Source organism: Vibrio sp. 10N.261.55.A10 (assembly GCF_041470825.1).
Classification (GTDB): domain Bacteria; phylum Pseudomonadota; class Gammaproteobacteria; order Enterobacterales; family Vibrionaceae; genus Vibrio; species Vibrio crassostreae_C.
In genome coordinates this window covers 126,628-149,044 of record NZ_JBFRNC010000003.1, presented here as the reverse complement: position 1 = coordinate 149,044, position 22,417 = coordinate 126,628, and the positions used below count along the sequence as shown (strand labels likewise).

19 protein-coding genes are annotated in these 22,417 nt (G+C 45.4%); 12 read left to right on the top strand and 7 right to left on the bottom strand.

Going from position 1 to position 22,417, the window contains the following annotated elements; all coding sequences use genetic code 11:
• Positions 1-27: 27 nt before the first annotated feature.
• Positions 28-2,154 carry a methyl-accepting chemotaxis protein gene (locus tag AB4274_RS00945; RefSeq protein WP_102398078.1) on the bottom strand — a complete coding sequence of 709 codons (2,127 nt, stop codon included), beginning with the start codon at positions 2,152-2,154 and terminating at the stop codon, positions 28-30.
• A gap of 193 nt (positions 2,155-2,347) precedes the next feature.
• The gene (locus tag AB4274_RS00940; protein ID WP_372110582.1) at positions 2,348-3,268 is read right to left on the bottom strand and encodes a histone deacetylase; all 921 of its coding nucleotides are present in this window, start codon (positions 3,266-3,268) and stop codon (positions 2,348-2,350) included.
• Between the two features lie 111 nt (positions 3,269-3,379).
• Between AB4274_RS00940 and AB4274_RS00935 the strand changes: the two genes are divergently transcribed.
• From AB4274_RS00935 to AB4274_RS00925, 3 genes are read left to right on the top strand one after another with little or no spacing between them, the layout of a single operon-like run.
• Positions 3,380-3,505 carry a hypothetical protein gene (locus tag AB4274_RS00935; RefSeq protein ID WP_017063447.1) on the top strand — a complete coding sequence of 42 codons (126 nt, stop codon included), beginning with the start codon at positions 3,380-3,382 and terminating at the stop codon, positions 3,503-3,505.
• 25 nt (positions 3,506-3,530) lie between these two features.
• Entirely contained in the window at positions 3,531-4,217 is a 687-nt protein-coding gene (locus AB4274_RS00930; RefSeq protein WP_372110579.1) for an SDR family oxidoreductase, read from the top strand.
• A complete protein-coding gene (locus AB4274_RS00925; protein ID WP_017063445.1) occupies positions 4,195-5,226 on the top strand; it encodes a DUF3080 domain-containing protein in 1,032 nt (343 codons plus the stop codon). Before AB4274_RS00930 ends, AB4274_RS00925 begins: the two co-directional genes overlap by 23 nt.
• A gap of 18 nt (positions 5,227-5,244) precedes the next feature.
• Here AB4274_RS00925 and AB4274_RS00920 read toward each other — a convergent pair whose 3' ends face one another.
• The 3 genes from AB4274_RS00920 to AB4274_RS00910 form a co-directional block, all read right to left on the bottom strand.
• Complete coding sequence (locus tag AB4274_RS00920; protein WP_372110577.1) at positions 5,245-7,239, bottom strand: DNA topoisomerase III; 1,995 nt, start codon at positions 7,237-7,239, stop codon at positions 5,245-5,247.
• A 115-nt stretch (positions 7,240-7,354) separates the two neighbouring features.
• The gene (locus AB4274_RS00915) at positions 7,355-7,903 is read right to left on the bottom strand and encodes an NAD(P)H nitroreductase (RefSeq protein WP_017059376.1); all 549 of its coding nucleotides are present in this window, start codon (positions 7,901-7,903) and stop codon (positions 7,355-7,357) included.
• Positions 7,904-8,110: 207 nt separating this feature from the next.
• Positions 8,111-10,120 (bottom strand): NADPH-dependent 2,4-dienoyl-CoA reductase, encoded by a 2,010-nt coding sequence (locus AB4274_RS00910; RefSeq protein ID WP_017070327.1) that lies wholly within the window; start codon positions 10,118-10,120, stop codon positions 8,111-8,113.
• A gap of 279 nt (positions 10,121-10,399) precedes the next feature.
• Here AB4274_RS00910 and sppA point away from each other — a divergent pair, with 279 nt between their 5' ends.
• Both sppA and ansA read left to right on the top strand, forming a co-directional pair.
• Complete coding sequence (gene sppA / locus AB4274_RS00905) at positions 10,400-12,250, top strand: signal peptide peptidase SppA (protein ID WP_029235699.1); 1,851 nt, start codon at positions 10,400-10,402, stop codon at positions 12,248-12,250.
• 118 nt (positions 12,251-12,368) lie between these two features.
• Entirely contained in the window at positions 12,369-13,385 is a 1,017-nt protein-coding gene (ansA, locus tag AB4274_RS00900) for an asparaginase (protein ID WP_017063439.1), read from the top strand.
• Between the two features lie 143 nt (positions 13,386-13,528).
• On the opposite strand, the gene AB4274_RS00895 is transcribed toward ansA, so the two are convergent.
• Positions 13,529-13,810: a YeaC family protein gene (locus tag AB4274_RS00895; RefSeq protein WP_010437067.1), complete on the bottom strand. Its 282-nt coding sequence runs from the start codon at positions 13,808-13,810 to the stop codon at positions 13,529-13,531.
• Positions 13,811-13,923: 113 nt separating this feature from the next.
• On the opposite strand from AB4274_RS00895, the gene AB4274_RS00890 reads away from it, so the two are divergent.
• Positions 13,924-14,730 carry a DUF2989 domain-containing protein gene (locus AB4274_RS00890; protein WP_017059380.1) on the top strand — a complete coding sequence of 269 codons (807 nt, stop codon included), beginning with the start codon at positions 13,924-13,926 and terminating at the stop codon, positions 14,728-14,730.
• 175 nt (positions 14,731-14,905) lie between these two features.
• On the opposite strand, the gene msrB is transcribed toward AB4274_RS00890, so the two are convergent.
• Complete coding sequence (gene msrB / locus AB4274_RS00885) at positions 14,906-15,343, bottom strand: peptide-methionine (R)-S-oxide reductase MsrB (RefSeq protein WP_080582205.1); 438 nt, start codon at positions 15,341-15,343, stop codon at positions 14,906-14,908.
• Between the two features lie 319 nt (positions 15,344-15,662).
• Here msrB and gap point away from each other — a divergent pair, with 319 nt between their 5' ends.
• The 6 genes from gap (at position 15,663) to AB4274_RS00855 (ending at position 22,380) form a co-directional block, all read left to right on the top strand.
• Positions 15,663-16,658, top strand: a complete 996-nt coding sequence (gap, locus tag AB4274_RS00880; RefSeq protein ID WP_017059382.1) for a type I glyceraldehyde-3-phosphate dehydrogenase — start codon at positions 15,663-15,665, stop codon at positions 16,656-16,658.
• Between the two features lie 242 nt (positions 16,659-16,900).
• Positions 16,901-17,785, top strand: a complete 885-nt coding sequence (locus tag AB4274_RS00875; protein ID WP_372110576.1) for a D-hexose-6-phosphate mutarotase — start codon at positions 16,901-16,903, stop codon at positions 17,783-17,785.
• 111 nt (positions 17,786-17,896) lie between these two features.
• On the top strand, positions 17,897-18,712 hold the full coding sequence (gene rlmA / locus AB4274_RS00870; RefSeq protein ID WP_017059384.1) for a 23S rRNA (guanine(745)-N(1))-methyltransferase: 816 nt from the start codon (positions 17,897-17,899) through the stop codon (positions 18,710-18,712).
• 75 nt (positions 18,713-18,787) lie between these two features.
• Positions 18,788-19,741, top strand: a complete 954-nt coding sequence (locus AB4274_RS00865; RefSeq protein WP_372110574.1) for a ChaN family lipoprotein — start codon at positions 18,788-18,790, stop codon at positions 19,739-19,741.
• A 276-nt stretch (positions 19,742-20,017) separates the two neighbouring features.
• Entirely contained in the window at positions 20,018-20,371 is a 354-nt protein-coding gene (locus AB4274_RS00860; RefSeq protein ID WP_372110572.1) for a hypothetical protein, read from the top strand.
• Between the two features lie 122 nt (positions 20,372-20,493).
• A complete protein-coding gene (locus AB4274_RS00855) occupies positions 20,494-22,380 on the top strand; it encodes a BCCT family transporter (RefSeq protein WP_017063436.1) in 1,887 nt (628 codons plus the stop codon).
• Positions 22,381-22,417: the final 37 nt, after the last annotated feature.

Genomic DNA, 22,417 nt, shown 5'->3' with positions numbered 1-22,417 from the left:
TTGCGTAAAGAACTTACGTATTTTCCACTACGCCACCTTTCGGCTCACTTCAAAACGCCCAATCAATTGGTCTAAACGGCTCAATGCATTGCCCATCAAGGACACTCGACGTGCGAGTTGCTTAGTAGACAGTTGTAAGTCAGATATTGAACGTTGGGCTTTATCTGCCGTTTGTCCATTTTTCTGACTGTTTTCATCTAAGTTAGACATCGTGGTAAAGAGGTCACTCACCGCTGATTGAATTTGCTCACTGCGAGCATTTGAGTCGACTGTTAAGTTTCCTTTACTCACATTCTCGACACCTCGCTCCATGGACTCAACAGCACTGCGAGACTTACTATGCAGCTCTTTCATTAGGTCACTAATATGGTTAGCAGCTTGTGAAGTTCGGTCAGCCAGAGTTCTTACTTCAGAAGCGACGACAGAGAACCCTCTCCCGTGTTCACCTGCTCTTGCCGACTCAATGGCCGCATTCAAGGCCAAAAGGTTAGTCTGCGCGGTAATGTCAGTAATGATATCTATAATGTCAGACACCTTAGTCATTTCATTATTCACCTCATTCACGCTATGCGCCGAGCTTTCTACGATATTGCGAACAATCTCCATGCCTTCGACGGACTGATTGTACTCCTTCTCTGCGCTCAGGACGGCTTGTTTCATCACCGTGTCCATTTGCGTTGCTGAGACACTCGCATGAGTAATTTCGCTCTGTTGATACTGACTCAACTGAAGCATATTGCTCAACGCTTGTGATGCATCATCACTGGTTTGCTTCATCACGACACTGCGACGAAACATCGATTCCGAAACCTCTCTAACTTCGTGACTCGCATGGATCAACTCACTCACCGTGTTATCTAAATTGTCGATAAAACTGTTAGTCCAGCGCCCTAGGTTGCCAAGTTCATTATGACTGAATGTGGTGGGATCTAGTCTCCGACTTAAGTTGCCATCACCTTCGGCTAAGGTCTGCATTACCCCGGTCATTTCGTGAATCTTCTTCGCTAGTGGTTTAGCGCTAACTAAACGGAATAAGCCCAATGAAAGCAACGCGCAAGCGAACATAATGCCACTCTGTATAAAAGGTGTGAGTGTATAAAGGTTGGCAAACAGTAATGGAACAAATAGAGGCAGTAGCATGCAGCTGATGAAGTGCTTAGATAAGGTATAACTTAGACTTCGGTCTCTGTAGACCTCTTCTAAATCGGACTCACACATCATGCCAAAGGTATCTGGTGAACCATCCAATTGAAAGGTGATACCTTTGCCAATAACGGGTATGTGGCGATAGTCGGAATACCCGGGATAATCTATAAACAGGTTACTGCCATTTTTAATGGTTTCTCTCACGCCTGGGTGAAGCTGATTAGTGGCTGGGTCTGTAAAGCGAATCTCAAATTCGGTGTGGTGCTGAATCTTAACCGTTCCCCAATCAGTATGAATCCCTTGCTTTAAGTTCTCGCCGTGTGAAAAGGTATTATCTTCAAAGCGAGAACGAGAGAGCGCAACACCCGGCTGAGTATGAGGATCATGAATGGAGTCGACCATAAAGATATAGTTATCACCCGACTCGCTATAAATATGCCCCGCTTCTCTCTGAATAATGTCACCAATAACATCATTTGGAACACGACCACATAAGAATTGTTGTGGCCCTTCATCCCGAGAAAAGGGGACATAAAACATCAACGTCACTTGGTCATGAAACGATGAACTCGAGGCCCCTACGTTCAACGTGCGTGGATCCATATACGGCCCATGAAGATAACGCTTTGAAGCCCCTTCAACTAAAGCCTTCTTGTCTCCAAGAGTAACCCCTATATGTTCATGATAACTCGATGCTTGTGCGATCCCCTTGGCATCGACGATCGCCAACTCAGAAAAATCCGTACTGCGTTTAAGAAGACTAGCTAACGTCCCCTGAGCTTGTTCTTCCGTTCGACTTGCTAAATAAACCGCAGAGTCTTCTAAAAAATCCCATTGATTCTTGACCCAATTATGCAGAAGTTGAACTCGCGTGTGAGCAATACTTTCAAAAGCTTGTTCAAGCTCTTCCGTCCTACTTCTATTGAGGAAACAAGCTCTGCGCATAGCCAGTTTTCCTGTTGCGCCAAACCAATTAAGCCAACTACGTTCCTTGTCCGTCAGGTTCATTTTTATCCCTTGTGTTTTTATAGACACATGGGTAAAGCAATTTACAGACCACAATTAATCACACAAATACGTAACTAATTAATAAAAAAGAACTTTAAATGATCCATAATGGTGCAGCTGTGTCTTTTATGGTGCAATATGCGCTTATTTCACACCATCATTTCAATGAGCTATCAGGCGCCAATTTGAGAGGCTAACTGTAAACATGATAAGCCGCTTTTAACAGTTGCATGTGAATCGGCACCAGATCTTGGTGTTGAGTGCGGTATCCGCCACCGACTACGCTGGCCATCGGAATAGACTCTGATCTCGCTAATTCAATCATGAAACAGTCGCGTTCAAATATCCCTTGTGTCGAGACATTCAAATAACCCAGTTCATCGTCTTGATGGATATCGATCCCCGCATCATAAATAATCAGATCAGGTTGATGGTGAGCAATCGCTAACTTAGTGACTTGTTCAAAACAACGTAAGAACTCTTCATCCTCTGTTTCACGACTTAACGACACATCTAAATCAGATAGCGGTTTTCGTGCAGGGAAGTTTTTGTCGCAGTGGAACGACAGAGTAATGATGTCGTCGTTCTCTTGGCAAAGAGTTGCTGTGCCATCACCATGATGAACGTCGCTATCAACGATCAGCACTTTATCGATATGTTCAAAGGTCAGCGCGTGTTTTGCCGCTAAGACCAAATCGTTCAACAAACAAAAACCACTGCCAAAATCATGATGCGCGTGATGATAACCACCACTCAAATGAATCGCTAAACCACTCTCTATTGCCATTTCAGCGGCCAAGCAGGTTCCACCACTTGAGTAGAGTGTTCTTTCGATAAGTTGCTCACTCCAAGGGAAACCGATGCGTCTCATCTTTGCTGCAGGCAAATTACCAGATACAAGCAAATCGACATATTCACTATCGTGTACCTGCTTTACTTGTTCTATCGAAACAGGCATTGGTTGGCACACTTCAAACTTGCTCTTCCATCGAGGTTCACTATCTATCAGCGCCTCAACAGCACTATGCAACAACTGATATTTGTTAATTGGGTAACGGTGACCTTCTGGTAAAGGTAACTGCGAATAGATTGGGTGGTAAATTAAAGGAATCATAATCAGGCTAATTGCGTATCTTTCTCAAAATCATAACAGTCTCAGACTTGGCGACAACCCTAATTAATGATAATGATTATCGCTACCATTAATTAAAGAAAAGAGATAACAATGAAAAACGTAATACTCATCTTTGGGGTGATCTGCGGCTCAGCGGCAGCAGTAATGATTTTTGTAGGAATGCTAATGGCCAGTTGGTGGAGCGTTGATTTTCTCGTGTTAAGCCATCAAACTTAACTAATTGAACTGAAAAGGAATCACCATGAGCGTTATTTTTATTACTGGAGCGAACCGCGGCATTGGCTTAAGCCTGACTCGACAATACTTGGAAGGTAACCACAAGGTGTACGCGACTTATCGTGATACCCATTCAGCAAAAGAACTGCTCTCACTCGCAGACCACAACACCAACCTTACCTGCATTCAATTAGAGATAACCGATTACCAAGCAGTAAGCCAACTCCCTTCGCAAATAGAGTCGATTGATATCTTGATCAACAACGCTGGCTACTATGGTCCAAAAGGCTATGGGCTGGGTAATACCGATGTTGAAGAGTGGCGTCGTGTATTCGAAGTCAACACCATTGCTCCGCTGAAACTTGTCGAAACGCTATTGCCTTTATTAGAAGACAGCCATATCAAAAAGGTCGCTTGTTTATCCTCTAGAGTCGGCAGTATGTCAGAGAACACCTCAGGCGGCGGTTACATCTATCGCTCCTCTAAAGCCGCTCTAAACTCCGTGGTGAAGAGCCTAAGCAACGACTTAACCGATGATGGCTTTACGGTGTTAGCACTGCATCCAGGTTGGGTGCAGACTGAAATGGGTGGCCCTAATGCTCTGATCGACACCGACACTTCAGCTTCCGGCCTGATTGAAGTCATCGAGTCAGCGAATACCGAAGTGAGTGGTCACTTCTTCAATTTGGATGGCAGCGAAATTGACTGGTAATCCACAGATGAATGCAGGGCATCTCTCAAACCTAGTTAAGCACTCAACGCTGTTTTGTCTAACAGTGATGCTAGCTGGCTGTTTCAGTGATGGCCCCGGCGACTTGTTCGACGACTATCAAACAAAGATAGCCAGAGTACAAGATGCTGACGAGATAATAGAGGAATGGGAATTTGAAAGCCTACCGAGAAAACGAGAACTGCTGCTTGACGTGCCCTCACTCTCTATCGGCCTCATCGACAGCTACCAGCTTCGTCAGTGTGGATTGTTCAATCTGATTGCAGAAAGAAATTCGGTTCTGGGCAAGGTCGCGGATGAGTTTCGTAATTACGATTATCAAGTCGCGCTACTTGAAGGCGTGGGCAAATGTTTATCCAGTAATGAATTAGACCCAGAGATCGTAGAATTACTAAGAGAAATTGAGCAACAGAAACTCGCACAGTTTCCACTGCATCAATGGAATCTCATCTATGCCAGCGATGCGATGCAGTCACAAATGCGGGGTAGTCAGTGGTTACGCGCTGATATAGGCGATCAGGTACGACAAACCAGTGATGCGTTAGAACACATCAATCAAGCGTTAAACACATCGCTCGTTTCCGGCAAAACCACTGAGGTTCAAGAAGTATTAGAGAAGAGTTCGACCCTTGGGGATTTATACTACTCGCTCGCTCGGGCGTCAGTTGAGCTTGATACCATCACCAAACAGCTGACAACTTTTGATGACAAGATCATCTGTGGTAAACAACGAGACACCACTAAGTTCCGCTATCTCAACAATGTGTTCGAGCAACAATACATAGGTAAGGTTCAGCCTTACATGGCGCAACTGGATGGCTACTATCAGCACATAGCCCCGCAACTAGGAATGTTTGACGCGCAACCTGAACTGCACAGTTATTACTTTCCCATCCAAGATGCACATCAAGCCTTTCGATCATCCACTCGTCGCCATGTTGACTATTGGCAGCAACTGTTTAAACGTTGTGGCCGTAAAGTCGGTCGCTAATCCTAACCTCAATAAGTCTTAGCTTTTAGTGCTCTTTTTAGCGGAAGTACCTTTCTTAGCATACGTACCTGTCTTGGCGTAAGACTTCTTCGCCCCACCGCCTTTACGACGTTTAAACGCTGGTCTTTCGACTTTAGGAAGGTGGCGGAGTGATTCAGGAACTTCTCCCGTTTTTACTTTACCCATTAAACCATCAATCTTGCTTTCTAGCGCTTGCATAAAAGGTTGATACGCTTGATTGCGTTCTGCCATGCCTTGCAACTGGTGCTCCCAGTGCGCTGTCATGTCTGGAAAGGTAGAATCCTCAGGTAAGGCATGAATCAAGCCTCTGCCCGCAGGGCTACTGTGAATACTCTTACCTTGGCGCGTTAGCAGCTGCCTTTTGAATAAAGTATCGAGAATACCCGCACGGGTGGCTTCTGTGCCAAGGCCATCGGTTTCTTTCAAAATGGCTTTGAGATCTTTGTTCGCAACAAAACGCGCGATACCTGTCATCGCTTGAAGCAATGTCGCTTCCGTGAAGTGTTTTGGTGGCTCAGTTTTCTTATCACCAATCACGCCTTCACGGCACGTCAACACCGTACCTTTATCCAATGGAGGAACCGTATCCGTGCCATCCCCTTTTTCTTCGGTATCCGTTTTACCCATCAACACCTTCCAACCCGGGTTGATAAGCTGACGCCCTTTTGCGATGAACACGCCACCAGCGATATCAAAGACCAGCTTAGCATCAGCAAAAACCGCAGGTGGGTAAAACTGCATTAGATACTGACGAGCGATTTGCTGATAGATTTTCATCTCGTTGGCAGACAGGCCGTTCACCGATGACTTCTTCGGAGTAGGAATAATCGCGTGGTGAGCATCGACCTTACTGTCGTTCCATGCTTTTGATTTAAGAGAAAGGTCCGCACCTTGAGCGCCACTTTGCAGCTCTTTCGCATTGTTAGCGATAGCATCAACGATCGATTCTCGCTGCGAGTAGTGCTCTTTAGGTAGATAGCGGCTATCAGAACGTGGGTAAGTGATGAGTTTGTGTTTCTCGTACAATGACTGACACGTATCTAACACCTGTTGAGCACTCATACCAAAACGCTTAGACGCATCAATCTGCAAGGCTGACAGCGAGTAAGGCAGTGGCGCAGCTTGTTTACTTTGCTTTTGCTCTGATTCCGTCACCGTCGCGGGGTGATTCGCAATTCGGTTAGCCACATTCTCAACCAGCTTTCGATTGAGCACGCGCCCTTCTTCATCTTGCCATGGTTTACATGCTTCGCTTGGCTTCCAACGCGCACGAATATCAAAGCTCTGGCCGTGATTTTGATAAGGGATCAAAGCGTGCAAAGTGAAGTAATCTTTCGGAATAAAGTTTTCGATCTCTTCATCGCGCCTTACCACCAAACCAAGTACAGGCGTTTGTACTCGCCCGACCGACAACACACCTTGGTAGCCAGCCTTTTGACCGAGTAAGGTATAAGCACGAGTCATGTTCATGCCATACAGCCAATCGGCTCTAGAGCGCGCTAATGCGGAAATAGAAAGCGGAATAAAGTCACGGTTGCTGCGCATTTGAGAAAGTGCACGTTTTACGGCAGGTAAGTTCAAGTCGCTGATCAGTAGCCTGTCCATCGACTCTTTCTTAGCCTTAGAGACTTTGCAGTAATCAATCACTTCATCAACCAGCAACTGCCCTTCTCTATCCGGGTCTCCGGCGTGAACAATTTGAGTGGCGTCCTTCAATAGCTTTCGGATCACCGTGAGCTGTTTGCTTGAAGTCTTACGCGGTCTTAGCTGCCATTGCTCCGGCACGATAGGAAGATCGGCTAAATTCCACTTCTTATAACGGTCGTCATAAGCATCCGGCTCAACCTGCTCCAATAAGTGTCCAATACACCAAGTCACCACATCCCCATTGCCACATTTGATAAACCCTTGGTCTTTCTTTTGTGGATTAGGTAGTGCAGCGGCGATCGCGCGGCCGAGGCTTGGTTTTTCAGCAATAATAAGGCGAGACATGTTTTTCCAGATGCTACAAACAATTAGAGCCACATTATCTAATGTGGCTCTAATAAATCAAGAAAAACTGGTTGTTTATACAGTTAGCATTCCACTATTCAAGCTTCAGCTTTCTTTATAAAAACTCAACGAACTTAGAGAAGTCGCGCTCTGGCACTTTCATTGGTGTACAGCCTGGAGTGCCTAGGTATAGGAAGCCAACAATTTCATCGTCGCCTTCTAGGCCAAATGCTTGGTGTACTTCTGGGTGGAACATCCATTTACCTGAGCGCCAAAAGCCTTGGAAACCTTGTGCGACTGCGGCCATTTGCATCGCCTGTGCAGCACAACCCGCAGACAGATGTTGTTCGATAGCAGGCACTTTCTCGTGCTCAGTTACTTTGGCAATCACAGTAATCACCATCGGAGCTCGGAACGGCGCTTTTTTTACTTTCTCGATAACCGCTTCTTCGCTGTCATCCGCTTCAGCGGCGCGCACCAAGATGTCTGAAAGCTTTTGTAGGCCTGAACCTTGCGCGATAACAAAGCGCCATGGTGTTAGTGCACCGTGGTCTGGAGCACGCAGCCCTGCTTTGATGATGTTTTCTAACGCCACACCTTCAGGTGCCGGATCAGAGAGTTTTGCGATTGAGCGTCTGTTGAGCAATAGATCCAAAGCATCCATTTGAAGTCCTTACTATTTCTTTATTATTTGTATACTTGAACTTTAGCACAGAATACAAACGATAATAAATCTCAACGGCTGTCCATTTAGGCTAGATTAGAAACAATAAAGGCTCCTAAATCTATGACTTAGGAGCCTTGTTCAAAATCTAACTCAGCAAATTAAGTAACAATATCTACTGATAAGATTACAGTTTGATAGCTGATTCTATAACTTAATCGCTAGCTCAACACCTTGACGAATTGCGCGTACTGCATCCAATTCACCCGCGTAATCGGCGCCGCCTATCACATGCAGTTTGCCACCAAACTCTTGCCACATGTCTTCGAATGGACGAACTGACACCTGACCTGCACATACGATAACCGAGTCAGCATCCAGCACCTGCTCTTTCTTACCAACGCTGATATGCAGACCTTGGTCATCAATCTTGTTGTAGCTCACGCCACCCAGTAGATTAACACCGCGTTTTTCTAGTGTGCGTTTGTGAATCCAGCCTGTAGTTTTGCCCGGACCTTTACCAACACGACCCGCTTTACGCTGCATCACCCACACCGTTTTATCGCTGAATGAATCAGGGTAAGGGTAAAGTCCGCCTGGGTGTTCCATATTCTTATCGATGCCCCACTCATGCAGCCAATCGTCTAGGCTGTGTGAAGTCGGTTCTGTCAGCATGGTTGCCACATCGACACCAATACCACCAGCACCAACAATCGCGACCTTTTCGCCTACTGGTGTCTTTTCACGAATCAAGGTTTGGTAATCGACCACGTTTTCTTGGTCAATGCCCTCAATATCGAGCTTTCTTGGCTCTACGCCAGCCGCCATCACGACTTCATCGTACTTCAACAACATCTCAAACGTTGCCTCAGTATCCAGTTTCAGGTTCACGCCTGATGCGTCGATTTGGTTAGCAAAGTAGCGAATCGTTTCTCTGAATTCTTCTTTACCCGGAATCTGCATTGCCAATCTAAACTGACCGCCGATACGGTCATTTTTCTCAATCAAGTCAACCTTATGCCCACGCTGAGCTAAAGTCGTTGCACAGGCTAAACCGGCTGGGCCTGCGCCGACAACCGCAATGGTCTTAGTCGCTTGCGCTGGCTGAACAACAATTTCAGTCTCGTAACAAGCGCGTGGGTTCACCAAACAGCTCGCACGTTTACCTTTAAACACGTTATCAAGGCAAGCTTGGTTACAACCGATACAGGTATTGATGAACTGAGCTTGGTCTTGAGCTGCTTTATTAACAAAATCCGGGTCTGCCAAGAATGGACGCGCCATAGACACCATATCAGCCTGCCCAGAGCTAAGAATACGTTCGGCCTCTTCTGGCGTATTAATTCGGTTACATGTCACCACTGGGATCGACACGTATGGTTTCACTTTTTCCGTCACCCAAGAGAATGCGCCTCGTGGTACTTGCGTCGCGATAGTCGGAACACGTGCTTCATGCCAACCGATACCGGTATTGATAATAGTCACGCCTGCTTCTTCCAGCTTTTGAGCCAATAGAACAACATCTTCAAAGGTGCTGCCTTGCTCAACCAAATCCAGCATCGACAGTCGGAAAATAATAATGAAGTCGTCACCCACTGCTTCGCGAATCGATTTAACAATCTCCAGCGGGAAACGCATGCGCTTCTCATAAGAACCGCCCCATTCGTCGTAACGCATGTTGGTACGCTTACAGATGAATTGGTTAATCAAGTAACCTTCAGAGCCCATGATCTCAATACCGTCATAGCCAGCAACCTGAGCTAGCTCTGCACTATTGGCAAAGGCACCGATGGTCTTTTTGATCTGACGAGGGCTCATCTCACTCGGTGCGAACTTAGCGATTGGCGCTTTAATACCCGAAGCACTTTGCGCGAATGGGTGCATCGCATAGCGGCCAGCATGCAGCAACTGAAGGGCAATCTTACCGCCATGCTTGTGCACGGCCTCGGTAACAACTTGGTGAGCTTTTGCATGCTTCACTTTACTGAATTCAGCACTAAATGGGGTTAATCTGCCACGTAAATTAGGAGAGAAACCACCGGTAACAATAAGGCCAACGCCTCCTTTTGCTCGCTCTTCATAAAACGCGGCGAGTTTGTGGAGACCTTCTTTATTTTCTTCTAAACCTGTATGCATTGATCCCATCAATACACGGTTACGTAACTGGGTAAATCCAAGATCGAGTGGTTCAAGTAAATGTGGGTACATGGCAGACATCACTTCTATTATTTTATCCTTGTGGTCTGACCACAGTATAGTTCAATTACCAAAAGTTCAAACAACCGTTTACATTTTTGTAACACCGATCATAATGCTGAAGGTATTAATCGTTCAGAAGCCCTTAATTTGACTACACTTAATGAGAATATATATCGATTAACAATTCTTGGTGTAGTTTGAGCTTGGGAATTATCGTAGGATACTAAGCAGTTCATATTATTGAGATTAATGGTACTACGGCTTGTTAAAGCGACGTAATCTCACTGCGGAGACAGAATGAAAAAAATATTCAAATTTATAGGCATGTTCTTTAAAGGGATTTGGAAGCTCATTACGTTTGTACGTCTTGCGCTGGTTAACCTAGTCTTTTTACTCAGTATCGCCATCATCTACTTTGTGTACTTCCATTCAGATACGGCTCAACCGACGGTTCCTCAGGATTCGGCTTTAGTGCTTAATCTGTCTGGCCCTATTGTGGAACAAAGCCGCTATATCAATCCGATGGATTCGGTCACAGGTTCACTACTTGGCAAAGACCTTCCAAAAGAGAACATCCTGTTTGATATCGTTGAAACGATTCGCTACGCAAAAGACGATGACAAGGTTACTGGTATCGTTTTAGCTCTCAAAGAGCTGCCAGAAACCAACCTGACCAAGCTACGCTACATTGCTAAAGCATTGAATGAGTTCAAAGCAACAGGCAAACCGATTTATGCGGTGGGTGACTTTTACAACCAAAGCCAATACTACCTAGCCAGCTACGCAACTAAGGTCTTCCTATCACCAGATGGTGGGGTTCTTCTTAAAGGCTATAGCGCTTACTCGCTTTACTACAAAACGTTGTTAGAGAAACTAGACGTAAACACGCACGTGTTCCGTGTGGGCACTTATAAGTCAGCTATTGAGCCTTTCATTCGTGATGACATGTCAGACGCAGCGAAAGAGTCCGCTTCTCGTTGGTTAAGCCAACTATGGGGTGCGTACGTTGATGACGTCAGCAACAACCGTCAAATAGACGCTAAGACACTGAACCCAAGCATGGACACCTTCTTGAAAGAACTTGAGTCTGTGGACGGTGACATTGCAAAACTGGCCGAGAAACTTGGCTTAGTGGATGAGCTAGCGACACGCCAGCAAGTTCGACTAGAGCTTGCCGATGTTTTCGGCAGTGACGGCCAAGACAGCTACAACGCGTTTGGTTACTACGAATACCGTACAACCATGCTTCCAAACATGACTAGTGAATCACACGACGTTGCCGTGATTGTAGCGAGCGGCGCAATTATGGATGGCAAGCAACCACGTGGCACCGTTGGCGGCGATACCACAGCAGCCCTACTGCGCCAAGCACGTAACGACGATAAAGTGAAAGCGGTTGTACTTCGTGTCGATAGCCCAGGTGGCAGTGCCTTTGCTTCTGAAGTTATCCGTAATGAAATAGAAGCGATCAAGCAAGCGGGTAAACCGGTTGTTGTGTCGATGTCGAGCCTTGCTGCTTCGGGTGGTTACTGGATCTCGATGGGTGCGGATAAGATCCTAGCTCAGCCAACCACACTAACGGGTTCAATTGGTATCTTCAGTGTTATCACCACCTTCGAAAAAGGGTTGAACGATATTGGTGTATACACTGATGGCGTTGGCACCTCACCTTTCTCAGGTCTTGGTATTACAACTGGACTTAGCGATGGCGCGAAAGACGCGTTCCAAATGGGCATTGAAAACGGATACCGCCGATTCATCAGCCTAGTTGGAGAAAATCGCGGTCTGGAAGTCGATGCTGTCGACAAGATTGCTCAAGGTCGAGTTTGGACAGGTCAAGATGCGATTCAGAAAGGCTTAGTCGATGAGATTGGTGATTTCGATGATGCGGTTGCAGCTGCGGCTTCACTTGCAGAGCTTGAAAGCTACAACATCTACTGGGTAGAAGAGCCACTTTCGGCCACTGAACAATTTATTCAAGAATTTATGAACCAAGTTCAGATGTCGATAGGCCTAGATATTCAATCGATGATACCAAGCAGTTTACAGCCTGTTACTCAGCAGTTAGCTCAAGATAGCCAGCTGTTAGGCAGCTTTAACGACCCACAAGGCCGATACGCTTTCTGCTTAAATTGCCAAGTTCAATAAGTTGAGCCAATAACTCAATGACTAAGGGGTACCTCTGTGTGAGGTGCCTCTTTTTATTGCATGATAATTCGCTATAATCGCCCCCCTGTTCCCTACATCACACTAAGTATTAATCGCCATGGAAAGAAAACACATCTATATCGCGTACACCGGCGGCACAATTGGCATGCAGAAGTCTATTGACCACGGCTATGTTCCAGTCGCAGGTTTCATGGATAAGCAGCTAGCTGGCATGCCTGAATTCCATCGCCCAGAGATGCCTAAGTACACCATTCACGAATACTCTCCATTAATGGACTCTTCAGATATGACGCCACTTGATTGGCAGACTATCGCTGATGACATTCGCGCGAACTACGATAAGTACGATGGTTTCGTTATCCTGCATGGCACAGACACTATGGCTTACACTGCCTCTGCACTGTCTTTCATGCTTGAAAACCTCGGCAAACCTGTGATTGTTACGGGCTCTCAGATCCCACTAGCAGAGCTTCGTTCAGACGGACAAGCAAACCTGCTGAATGCGCTACACATTGCCGCAAACTACCCTATCAACGAAGTGACACTGTTCTTCAACAACAAGTTGATGCGTGGTAACCGCAGCACAAAATCACACGCAGATGGCTTCAATGCGTTTACGTCTCCAAACCTGAATCCATTGCTAGAAGCGGGTATCAATATCCAACTTAGCAATAACGTAAAGGTAAACGAACAACCTAAAGGTGCTTTCAAGGTTCATAACATTACTCCGCAACCTATCGGCGTAATCACAATGTACCCAGGCATCTCACACGAAGTTATCCGTAACACGCTATTACAACCTGTTAACGCGATGATTCTGCTTACTTTCGGTGTGGGTAACGCACCACAAAACCCAGAACTGCTTCAGCACCTGAAAGATGCCTCAGAGCGCGGTGTTATTGTGGTGAACCTAACTCAATGTTTGGCTGGTAAAGTCAACATGGGTGGTTACGCGACAGGTTGTGCACTAGCAGAAGCGGGCGTGGTGAGTGGTTACGATATGACACCAGAAGCGGCACTGGCGAAGTTGCATTATCTATTAAGCCAAAACCTAGGCTACGAAGAAGTGAAGGCTCAGATGCAACAAGTATTGCGCGGTGAGATGAGCTTATAACCTGTTCAAGGATTCACGTTAAAGCCAGTTATTCTATGAAAGTAACGGCGGCTTAACGTGAACTAAATCGTTTTATTGCTTATAAATAAACGAGTTAAACTAAAAGGGGTGGCACATTGCCACCCCTTTGTTGTAATTTAAGCTTAATGATTCGGGTTAACCCTAACAATGTCTTCTTGATCTGACTTAAACTGTTTCTTTAGTTCAGACTTAGATTTAAAGCTAATCTCACCACCAGCTGCAATTGTCATATGTTGAGCTTCAGAGTTATGTTTAGATTGGTATAACATAACCGCTTGCATACACGAGTCGCGCTGTTCTTTTGAGAGCGCCGTACCTTCTGGCCATTTACCCGTTTCAACTGCGTAGGTTAAACGTTCGTAGACCTCGGGTGTCATTGCGCTAAGAAGTTGTTCTGCATCCATGGTAAAGCCTTAGTTTTAACAATTTTCACCAGAAAATAACCCGTAACAGAATTGAGTCAAGAACCTGACCGATAATAAGTGCATCTGATCACAAGTGAAGGAATATGAAAATTATGAAATGGTTGGCGATTAGCCTATTGCCTTTCACTCTGGTTGGGTGTCTTGAAGGGAACAAAAATACCGATCAACTGTGCCAAAGCAATCCGGGTCTTCAGTGTGAACAATTGAACATGAACGATGGGCAATGTCGTGTCGCACGTACCGACCTCATCTGGCATCGATTTGAAGTTCAGAAGCAACCCACCGAAATCAACAAAATTAAAGAATTCGAATTAGTCACTGCCTACAAAAAGTGCCTAGAGCTCGCGGCACAGATCGAAACGATCGATCAATCTAAGCTGCAAGAGCGTCGCTTTACCTCTTTAATGCACAGTATCGAAGAGTCTGAGCGCATTGTTGATGAGCTATCGAAATCTGATACACCGGAAACGCTTTACTTCTTGTGGTCGCAAACTGGGGACACCAATGCCAGACGCAGTTTCCTACAACTAGAAGGCTCTGAAGCGTTAAACACAGCTGAGATGCAATATGCCTTGGCAACCTTCTATACCACCCGCAATCATATAAAGACACTTAAGCTACTCAATAATGCGCTAACGCTTTCTAATGGCTCGGTAGCCAACACTGAAATCTTTAAGTCGATGGCCAGTATCAACCACAGCCTGGGACATATGGAAAAAGCGTACGTTTGGGCAATGGTTGCCAAAGACTTTGACGTGCCGATTGCTTCTGAAGCCGAGCTCACGGTGTTGTACCATTTCGACAAGGCAACCTATAAGAAGCTAAATAAAGACGCAGATAACATCGTCGAAGCGATTGAGGATGGAATTTACAGCCCTTCAATCGTCCCGAGTTACTGATCGCTTCATTTATAGTGTTCTTACTTAAGCTTCTTATTCACCTGCTTTCAAATAAAAACAGCTACCTTTTTGGTAGCTGTTTTTATTTGTACTAGAGTTAAATCTGAAATCTTGGGCGTTTCAGCATTCCTAAATCGACAAATGCGACCTGTAAGGATTAGACAATAGTTACAAGTTATTTCGTACTTTCGTCATTTTTGTTGAAAATTAACGACACTGAATTAACACAGAACCGTTCACCTGTGGTCTTCGGGCCATCTGGAAAAACGTGACCTAAATGGCTATCACAGGCGGTACAACGGATCTCTACACGCTTCATTCCGTGACTTAGATCTTCTATATAGCGTACTGCTTCATCATTCACTGGGGCATCAAAGCTTGGCCAACCACACCCAGAGTCATATTTGTTATCCGACAGAAACAAAGGGCTTTCACAGCATGTGCAGCTATAGACGCCAGTCTTATGGTTGTGCAGTAACTTGCCGCTATATGGGGCTTCAGTACCACGCTCACGACACACTGAAAATTCGTCGTCCGTTAGGCGCTCACGCCAGTATTCATCAGGCTTTATCATATTTCCTCCCTTTTGAATCACGTTAATATCTCTCCACATTCTCAGTTATTATATTTACTTTTTTCTATAAAGGCTTGCATATGAGTCGTTTTGTAGCACATACTTTCTCACCAGGAAACATTGTACATATACACTCATAAGTGAATCATCATTTAGGGGTATTTTACCCAACTGGAAGGGTACAGAGCCACTTGCAATGGTCAATTTTCAATCACTTACACCCAATTGTTAAGAAAAGCGTCGCTTTTTTTTGACATTAAACAAGTTAAGTCGGATTATCTATTGCAGATGTATACTGGATTCTGTAATTTTACTACCAGTTATCTTTAATCAGAAATTAAGTTGTGGAGCAACTACAATGACTATCAAAGTAGGTATTAACGGTTTTGGCCGTATCGGCCGTTTCGTATTCCGCGCAGCTCAAGAGCGTGCAGACATCGAAGTAGTAGGTATTAACGATCTAATCGACGTAGAGTACATGGCATACATGCTTAAGTACGACTCAACTCACGGCCGTTTCAACGGTACTGTTGAAGTTGAAGGCGGTAACCTAATCGTTAACGGTAAAACTGTACGTGTTACAGCTGAGCGTAACCCAGAAGACCTTAAGTGGGATGCTATCGACGTAGACGTAGTTGCTGAAGCAACTGGTCTTTTCCTAACTGACGAGACTGCACGTAAGCACATCACTGCTGGCGCTAAGAAAGTAGTTCTTACTGGTCCTTCTAAAGATGCAACTCCAATGTTCGTAATGGGCGTTAACCAAGCATCTTACGCTGGTCAAGACATCGTTTCTAACGCTTCTTGTACTACTAACTGTCTTGCACCTATCGCTAAAGTACTTAACGATAAGTGGGGCATTGAGTCTGGTCTTATGACTACAGTTCACGCTACTACAGCAACTCAAAAAACTGTAGATGGCCCTTCTGCTAAAGACTGGCGCGGTGGCCGTGGTGCTTCTCAAAACATCATCCCATCTTCAACTGGTGCTGCTAAAGCTGTAGGCGTTGTTCTTCCAGAACTAAACGGCCTTCTAACTGGTATGGCTTTCCGTGTACCAACTGCTAACGTATCTGTAGTTGACCTAACAGTTAACCTAAAAGAAGCTGCATCTTACGAAGAAATTTGTGCTGCAATGAAAGAAGCTTCTGAAGGCGAAATGGCTGGCGTTCTTGGTTACACTGAAGACCAAGTAGTATCACAAGATTTCATCGGTGAAGTTCAAACTTCAGTATTCGATGCTAAAGCTGGTGTTGCTCTAACTGACAAATTCGTTAAAGTTGTATCTTGGTACGACAACGAAATCGGTTACTCAAACAAAGTTCTAGACCTAATCGCTCACATCTCTAAGTAATTTCTTTTTAGAAATCGCTTTAGATAAGCATTAGCGAAGACTGTTTTGAGCAGACTTTGAAAAAGGCGACCTTAGTGTCGCCTTTTTAATGCCTGCTATCTTTTAAACCGCGTTTGTCTAAGCTCATCAAGATAGCCCAAACGCAAAATTCAATTCTAATACTGACTCTGCTTGTTACTCATGAAAACACAAGCATCACTCTAGTCAGCATTTGAATTCAATTTCCTTAGAAGGATCATGTAATGGATTTATCTACTCTACCTGCACTGGCGGTACTTTCTGACAACGTCACTATCGTTGAACACGAAGGTGTAAAACTGGTTCGCATTATCCACGATAAAGCAAACGCAGCGATTTCACTGTTTGGCGGCCATGTGGTGTCATTCCAACCGCAAGGTCAAGAAGACCTAATTTGGATGAGCCAACAAGCTAAGTTCGATGGTAAAACGGCTCTGCGTGGTGGTATTCCAGTATGTTGGCCTTGGTTTGGTCGCATTGCAGCACCAGCACATGGTTTTGCCCGTTCAAGTGAATGGCAATTGGTTGAACACCGTGAAAGCGAAGCTGGCGTGATTGTTAGCTTAGGTCTGAAGCCAAGCGAAGAGACGCTAGCAGTATGGCCTCATCAGTTTGATGCTCGCTTGAATGTTGAGATCGGCGAACAACTAAAAGTAACGCTGGACGTGAAGAACACTGATTCTCAGCCATGGACTTTCTCTGGTGCACTACACACTTACCTAAACGTTGGCGATATCCACAACACAACCACCACTGGTATGGGTGCTGAGTACATTGATAGCCTGCAAGGTGGCAAGAACTGCCAAGGTGGATCTGAACTGGTACTGACCGACACGATTGACCGCGTTTACACGCAACCAGAAGCGCAAATCTTTGTTGCTGACAAGAAGCTGGATCGCACGCTAACAGTTGAAAACCACGGTCATAACTCTGCAGTACTGTGGAACCCGTGGGCAGAAGGCGCTGCAAGTATGGGCGACATGCAAGACGATGGTTACCTAACTATGATGTGCGTAGAATCAACACTGCACGCGCCAAGCCTAGAAGCCGGTAAAACACTCCGGCCGGGTGAAAACCACCAACTGATCACTGTGATTAGTGCCCAATAACCGTATAAATACAGTTATAAAAAACGATTTTTGAGCGGCTTTATGTCGCTCTTTTACTTTTTGGTTTTAGCTCGTTACACTTGCGCTGTCTATTCTCCTTTAGAGGTCTCCATGACTTACCAATGCCCTTTGTGTCACCAACCTTTATCTCAAAACGATCGTACGTTTAAGTGTGAAAAGAACCATCAGTTCGACCTAGCGAAAGAAGGCTACGTCAATTTGATGCCTGCGCACCACAAACGCTCAAAAGATCCAGGTGACAACAAAGAGATGATGCAGGCACGTCGTCGCTTCCTTGAAGGTAACCACTATGACCCAATGCGCCAAGCGGTGGTGACGTTGTGTTCTCGCTATCTACCAGAAGAGACGCCTAGCCTATTGGATATTGGTTGTGGCGAAGGTTATTACACCAACGAAATTGCTGTGAATCTTCAAGAAAAGAAAGGGGCTACTTTTGGCCTAGACATTTCTAAGATTGCTATCAAATACGCCGCTAAACGCTACCCTGCTGTCGACTTCTCAGTTGCATCAAGCCATCGCCTACCCTTTGCTGAAAACAGCTTAGACGGAATTCTACGCATTTACGCGCCTTGCAAGGCTGAAGAGTTACAACGCACCATCAAAGATAATGGTGTGGTGATCACCGTGACACCAGCTAGCCGACACCTGTATCAACTGCGTGATGCAATTTATGATGGCGTTCGCTTGCACGACGAAGATCCAGAAGTGATCGAAGGTTTTACGCTTGAGCATCAAGAGCAACTAAACTATATGATGGAACTATCGGGGTCAGATGCATTCGACCTGCTACAGATGACGCCGTTTGCTTGGAAGGCGAGTGAAGAGTTTAAACTACAACTCACCGAGGCAGAGCAATTCAACTGTGAAGCTGACTTTATGCTGCGAGTGTACCGCAAACAAATTTAATTGATATTGATTATCGTTTGCATTGAAATCTTATCTTGCCTCCTTTAGTATGCGTGTTCTTCAAGGAGGCATTTCATGCAACGTATTATTCTTATCGGATTAGCTACTCTTCTCACGGCTTGTGCTAGTCAACCTGCAAAAGACACTTCTCAAAAAGTGGCTCAAACGGAATCCGTTTCCACATTCTATGACTACCAGTTCGCTTCTCCACAAGGCGAAACACTTTCTCTCGATGCATTACCCGAGCAGCTGATTGACGCTGATGTGCTTCTAATTGGCGAATGGCACACGCATTCTGCCATTCACCGCTTCCAAACCGACTTCTTAAAAGCGCGCCGCAACGCAACATCAAACATTGCGCTTTCAATGGAACAGTTCACTCGAGAGCACCAAGCCACACTTGACCAATACTTAAACGGCGAAATTGGCGAACAAATTCTCATGTCTCAAGCGGCAGCTTGGCCAAATTACGAAAGTGATTACCGCGCGTTAGTTGAGTTCGCAAAAGCCAACGACGTCGATGTTATTGCGGCAAATGCACCAAAGCCATTCGTGCAGTGTATTGGCCGTAAAGGATTGCCTTACCTAGACCAATTATCGACCGAGCAACGCCAATGGATTGCTGCCGAAGTGGATACTGGCGATAGCCCTTACAAAGAAAAGTTCATGGCTTCTATGCATCACGGTACGCCAGAGCAAACAGAAAAGCAGTTTGCCGCTCAGGTTACCTGGGACGAAACCATGGCTGAGTCGATTGTGGATTACCTAGCATCAAACCCTGATAAACAAGTGATTCACGTGGCTGGCAAGTTCCACACCGAGGGTGGTTTAGGGACGGCGGCATCAATTCTACGTCGTAACCCTGATTTAAAAATCGCCATCATCAGCCCGGTTGAAGCGATGTCATCGGATAGCGGTGATTATCAGCTTGAAGTGCTTTCGCCGCCGGCTCGCTTTGTAAAGAAAGAGAACCGAATGAAGGCATACAAGCATCTGTCAAAACGTAGCGCTAGCCTAGAGTGTGAGTAGGATCTGTTGATCCACTCTTCTAAGCTAAAGAGTCGATGGGCTAATCCTAGATAATTAGCCCATCGTCACAACTTGATCACGTTCCCGTCATTCATCCTAACTCTATCTAAAATCAAACATTCTTATCGGCACAAGACTTGCTTAGTAAATAGACGATTTAACCAAGCAGACGAAAATGTAATGTGCGAATAAAAAAACATCACTATCGATGATTAATTGCACAAGTTTTTCACACCTCTGCCGATACTATATTTAAGGATAGGTAAGGAGAGCTATATGACGCCAGTAGGAACGAGTAATACTCAGCTGTATTCGCCTTCGCAGATGAACGCTAAGAGTTCAGCTAACGAAGCTGAAAAGCCTACACCGCTTAAGGTTGAGCAAAATACGGTTAGGCTTTCTGATGAAGGCAAAGCACTCTTATCTGCCCTAAAAGAAATTGATAAAGAAGCGAAGAAAGTCGAAGCAGAAAACGCGACAGTTACCGATAAAGTTGAGTCATTCGCTCATGGTGCCTTGGGTATGGATCACCCAGATAAGATTGAAGAAGAAGATGATAGTTCTTATTCAGCGGGGCAATACCTGTCCGCAGCGGCAACCGTAGGCGGTATTCTTCTCGCACTCATTTAGCCTTGCCAACCTATCGCATTCTCTAGAATAAAAGCGATTTATCGTTACGACAATAGACCCGATTAGGTCTAAAAAACGAGTTCATTCCATAATTCCGCTCTCATTTTAATGGAATAATACTCGTGAAAAACACTTTTGAGCTTATCGATAAGCCAACCTTTTTTGGTGCTATAGCACTCCTACTCACGATAGTTTTCCCGCTCATTTTGTTCCCTGCACAGGGCGCAGACTGGATTGCGGTTGCGAAAACATTCATGACTGATCAACTCGGATTCCTGTATCTTGCTCTAGGTCTCGCAGCCTGTGCATTTATGGTGTACGTAGTATTCAGTGATATGGGACAAATTAAACTGGGCGAAGCTGATGAAGAGCCTGAGTTTAAAACTGCATCATGGGCTGCCATGCTATTTTGTGGCGGTATCGGTGCAAGTATCTTGTATTGGGGCTGTATTGAGTGGGCTTACTACTACCAATCACCGCCTTTCCAACTAGAACCTGGCAGTGAAGAAGCAGTACGCTGGGCTGCGACCTACGGCCTATTCCACTGGGGACCAATCGCATGGTCTATCTACCTAATCCCGGCAATTCCTATCGCTTACTTCTTCTACGTACGTAAACAACCTGTTCTAAAGATTTCAAGCGCATTAATGCCTGTTCTTGGTGAACACCGTAGTAAAGGCGTACCAGGAAAGATCGTTGATATCCTATTCATTTTCGGTCTATTAGGCGGCGCTGCAACAACATTAGGTTTAGCCGCTCCTCTGATCACTGAAGGTCTAAATCACCTATTTGGTCTACCTAAAAATAACCTAACGCAAGTGATGGTGCTTTTAGTGTGTACTGCGATTTTTGCTTACTCATCTTATGCTGGATTGGAAAAAGGCATCAAGATCCTAAGTAACATCAACTTCTGGGGTGCGATGGGTCTACTGGCTTTCGTTCTGATCGCGGGTCCAACAATCTTCATGTTAGAAACAGGCTTAGACTCAATTGGTCGTCTACTGTCTAACTTCTTCGTGATGGCAACGTGGGCTGAACCATTTGGTGGTTACGGTACATTCGAAAACACTCACTTCCCACAAGACTGGACGATTTTCTACTGGGCATGGTGGCTAGTATTTGCACCGAGTATGGGTCTGTTTGTTGCGCGTATCTCTCGCGGCAGAACCATCAAACAAATGGTGTCAGGGTCGATCTTCTTTGGTTCTCTAGGTTGTTTCCTGTTCTTCATGATCTTAGGTAACTACGGCCTATCACTGCAGCTTTCTGGTGAGCTAGATGTCGTTGCCATTTTGAATGCGGAAGGCGCAACCAAAGCTATCTTCTCGATGCTTGCACAATTGCCAATGAGCACGCTAGTTATCGCTGTATTTACAATGCTGTGTATCATTTTCACGGCAACAACATTTGACTCTATCTCATACATCCTAGCGTCTGTTGTACAAAACAACGTGACCGAAGAGCCAATGCGCTGGAACCGTATGTTCTGGGCATTTACTCTGTCGTTCTTACCAACGATTCTAATGTTCTTAGGCGGTCTAAGTACGCTACAAACGGCGGCGATTGTTGGTGGCTTACCACTGCTTGCTATCTCTGTGATGCTGATGATTTCAGCGGTTCGTGCGACTAACCTCGACCTACGCCATCAAGATGCGTATATCGAGCCAACGATCAACATCGAAGAACTGCCAGACATGGACCCTTGGTCTGCTGAAGGTATGGCGTTGGCTCAGTTTGAGAAAGAAAGAGATGCAGCACAAGAAGCCGCAGAACTTGAGCGTGTTGCTTACACAGAACTTGCCGCAGTGAAGAAAGAAATTCGCGCTTATGTGCTAGAACAAGGTTCACAAATGGAAACTCACGAGTTACCAGAGAATCTACAACAAGCACTTGAGCAGGCCGAGAGTAATCTTAGTGCCGCACAAGCGAAAAAGATCGAGTTATCTGAGCAAGCTCAGAATGCTCGTATCACGTTCAACCAGGTGGTTGCAGACTTACCGCTTGCTTGACATTAGCCATGACACAGTCCATTGATTTGGACCCTCC

Bases quoted from the DNA above. Each gene is read 5' to 3' on its own strand.
- AB4274_RS00945 (WP_102398078.1), bottom strand. From the start codon at position 2,154: ATGAACCTGACGGACAAGGAACGTAGTTGGCTTAATTGGTTTGGCGCA.
- AB4274_RS00860 (WP_372110572.1), top strand. From the start codon at position 20,018: ATGACGCCAGTAGGAACGAGTAATACTCAGCTGTATTCGCCTTCGCAG.
- AB4274_RS00935 (WP_017063447.1), top strand. From the start codon at position 3,380: ATGAAAAACGTAATACTCATCTTTGGGGTGATCTGCGGCTCAGCGGCA.
- AB4274_RS00925 (WP_017063445.1), top strand. From the start codon at position 4,195: ATGGCAGCGAAATTGACTGGTAATCCACAGATGAATGCAGGGCATCTC.
- AB4274_RS00895 (WP_010437067.1), bottom strand. From the start codon at position 13,810: ATGGATGCAGAACAACTTCTTAGCGCAATGACACCCGAGGTCTACGAA.
- sppA (WP_029235699.1), top strand. From the start codon at position 10,400: ATGAAAAAAATATTCAAATTTATAGGCATGTTCTTTAAAGGGATTTGG.
- AB4274_RS00865 (WP_372110574.1), top strand. From the start codon at position 18,788: ATGCAACGTATTATTCTTATCGGATTAGCTACTCTTCTCACGGCTTGT.
- msrB (WP_080582205.1), bottom strand. From the start codon at position 15,343: ATGTGGAGAGATATTAACGTGATTCAAAAGGGAGGAAATATGATAAAG.
- rlmA (WP_017059384.1), top strand. From the start codon at position 17,897: ATGACTTACCAATGCCCTTTGTGTCACCAACCTTTATCTCAAAACGAT.
- AB4274_RS00930 (WP_372110579.1), top strand. From the start codon at position 3,531: ATGAGCGTTATTTTTATTACTGGAGCGAACCGCGGCATTGGCTTAAGC.
- AB4274_RS00940 (WP_372110582.1), bottom strand. From the start codon at position 3,268: ATGATTCCTTTAATTTACCACCCAATCTATTCGCAGTTACCTTTACCA.
- AB4274_RS00890 (WP_017059380.1), top strand. From the start codon at position 13,924: ATGAAATGGTTGGCGATTAGCCTATTGCCTTTCACTCTGGTTGGGTGT.
- ansA (WP_017063439.1), top strand. From the start codon at position 12,369: ATGGAAAGAAAACACATCTATATCGCGTACACCGGCGGCACAATTGGC.
- AB4274_RS00920 (WP_372110577.1), bottom strand. From the start codon at position 7,239: ATGTCTCGCCTTATTATTGCTGAAAAACCAAGCCTCGGCCGCGCGATC.
- AB4274_RS00915 (WP_017059376.1), bottom strand. From the start codon at position 7,903: ATGGATGCTTTGGATCTATTGCTCAACAGACGCTCAATCGCAAAACTC.
- AB4274_RS00910 (WP_017070327.1), bottom strand. From the start codon at position 10,120: ATGTCTGCCATGTACCCACATTTACTTGAACCACTCGATCTTGGATTT.
- AB4274_RS00875 (WP_372110576.1), top strand. From the start codon at position 16,901: ATGGATTTATCTACTCTACCTGCACTGGCGGTACTTTCTGACAACGTC.
- gap (WP_017059382.1), top strand. From the start codon at position 15,663: ATGACTATCAAAGTAGGTATTAACGGTTTTGGCCGTATCGGCCGTTTC.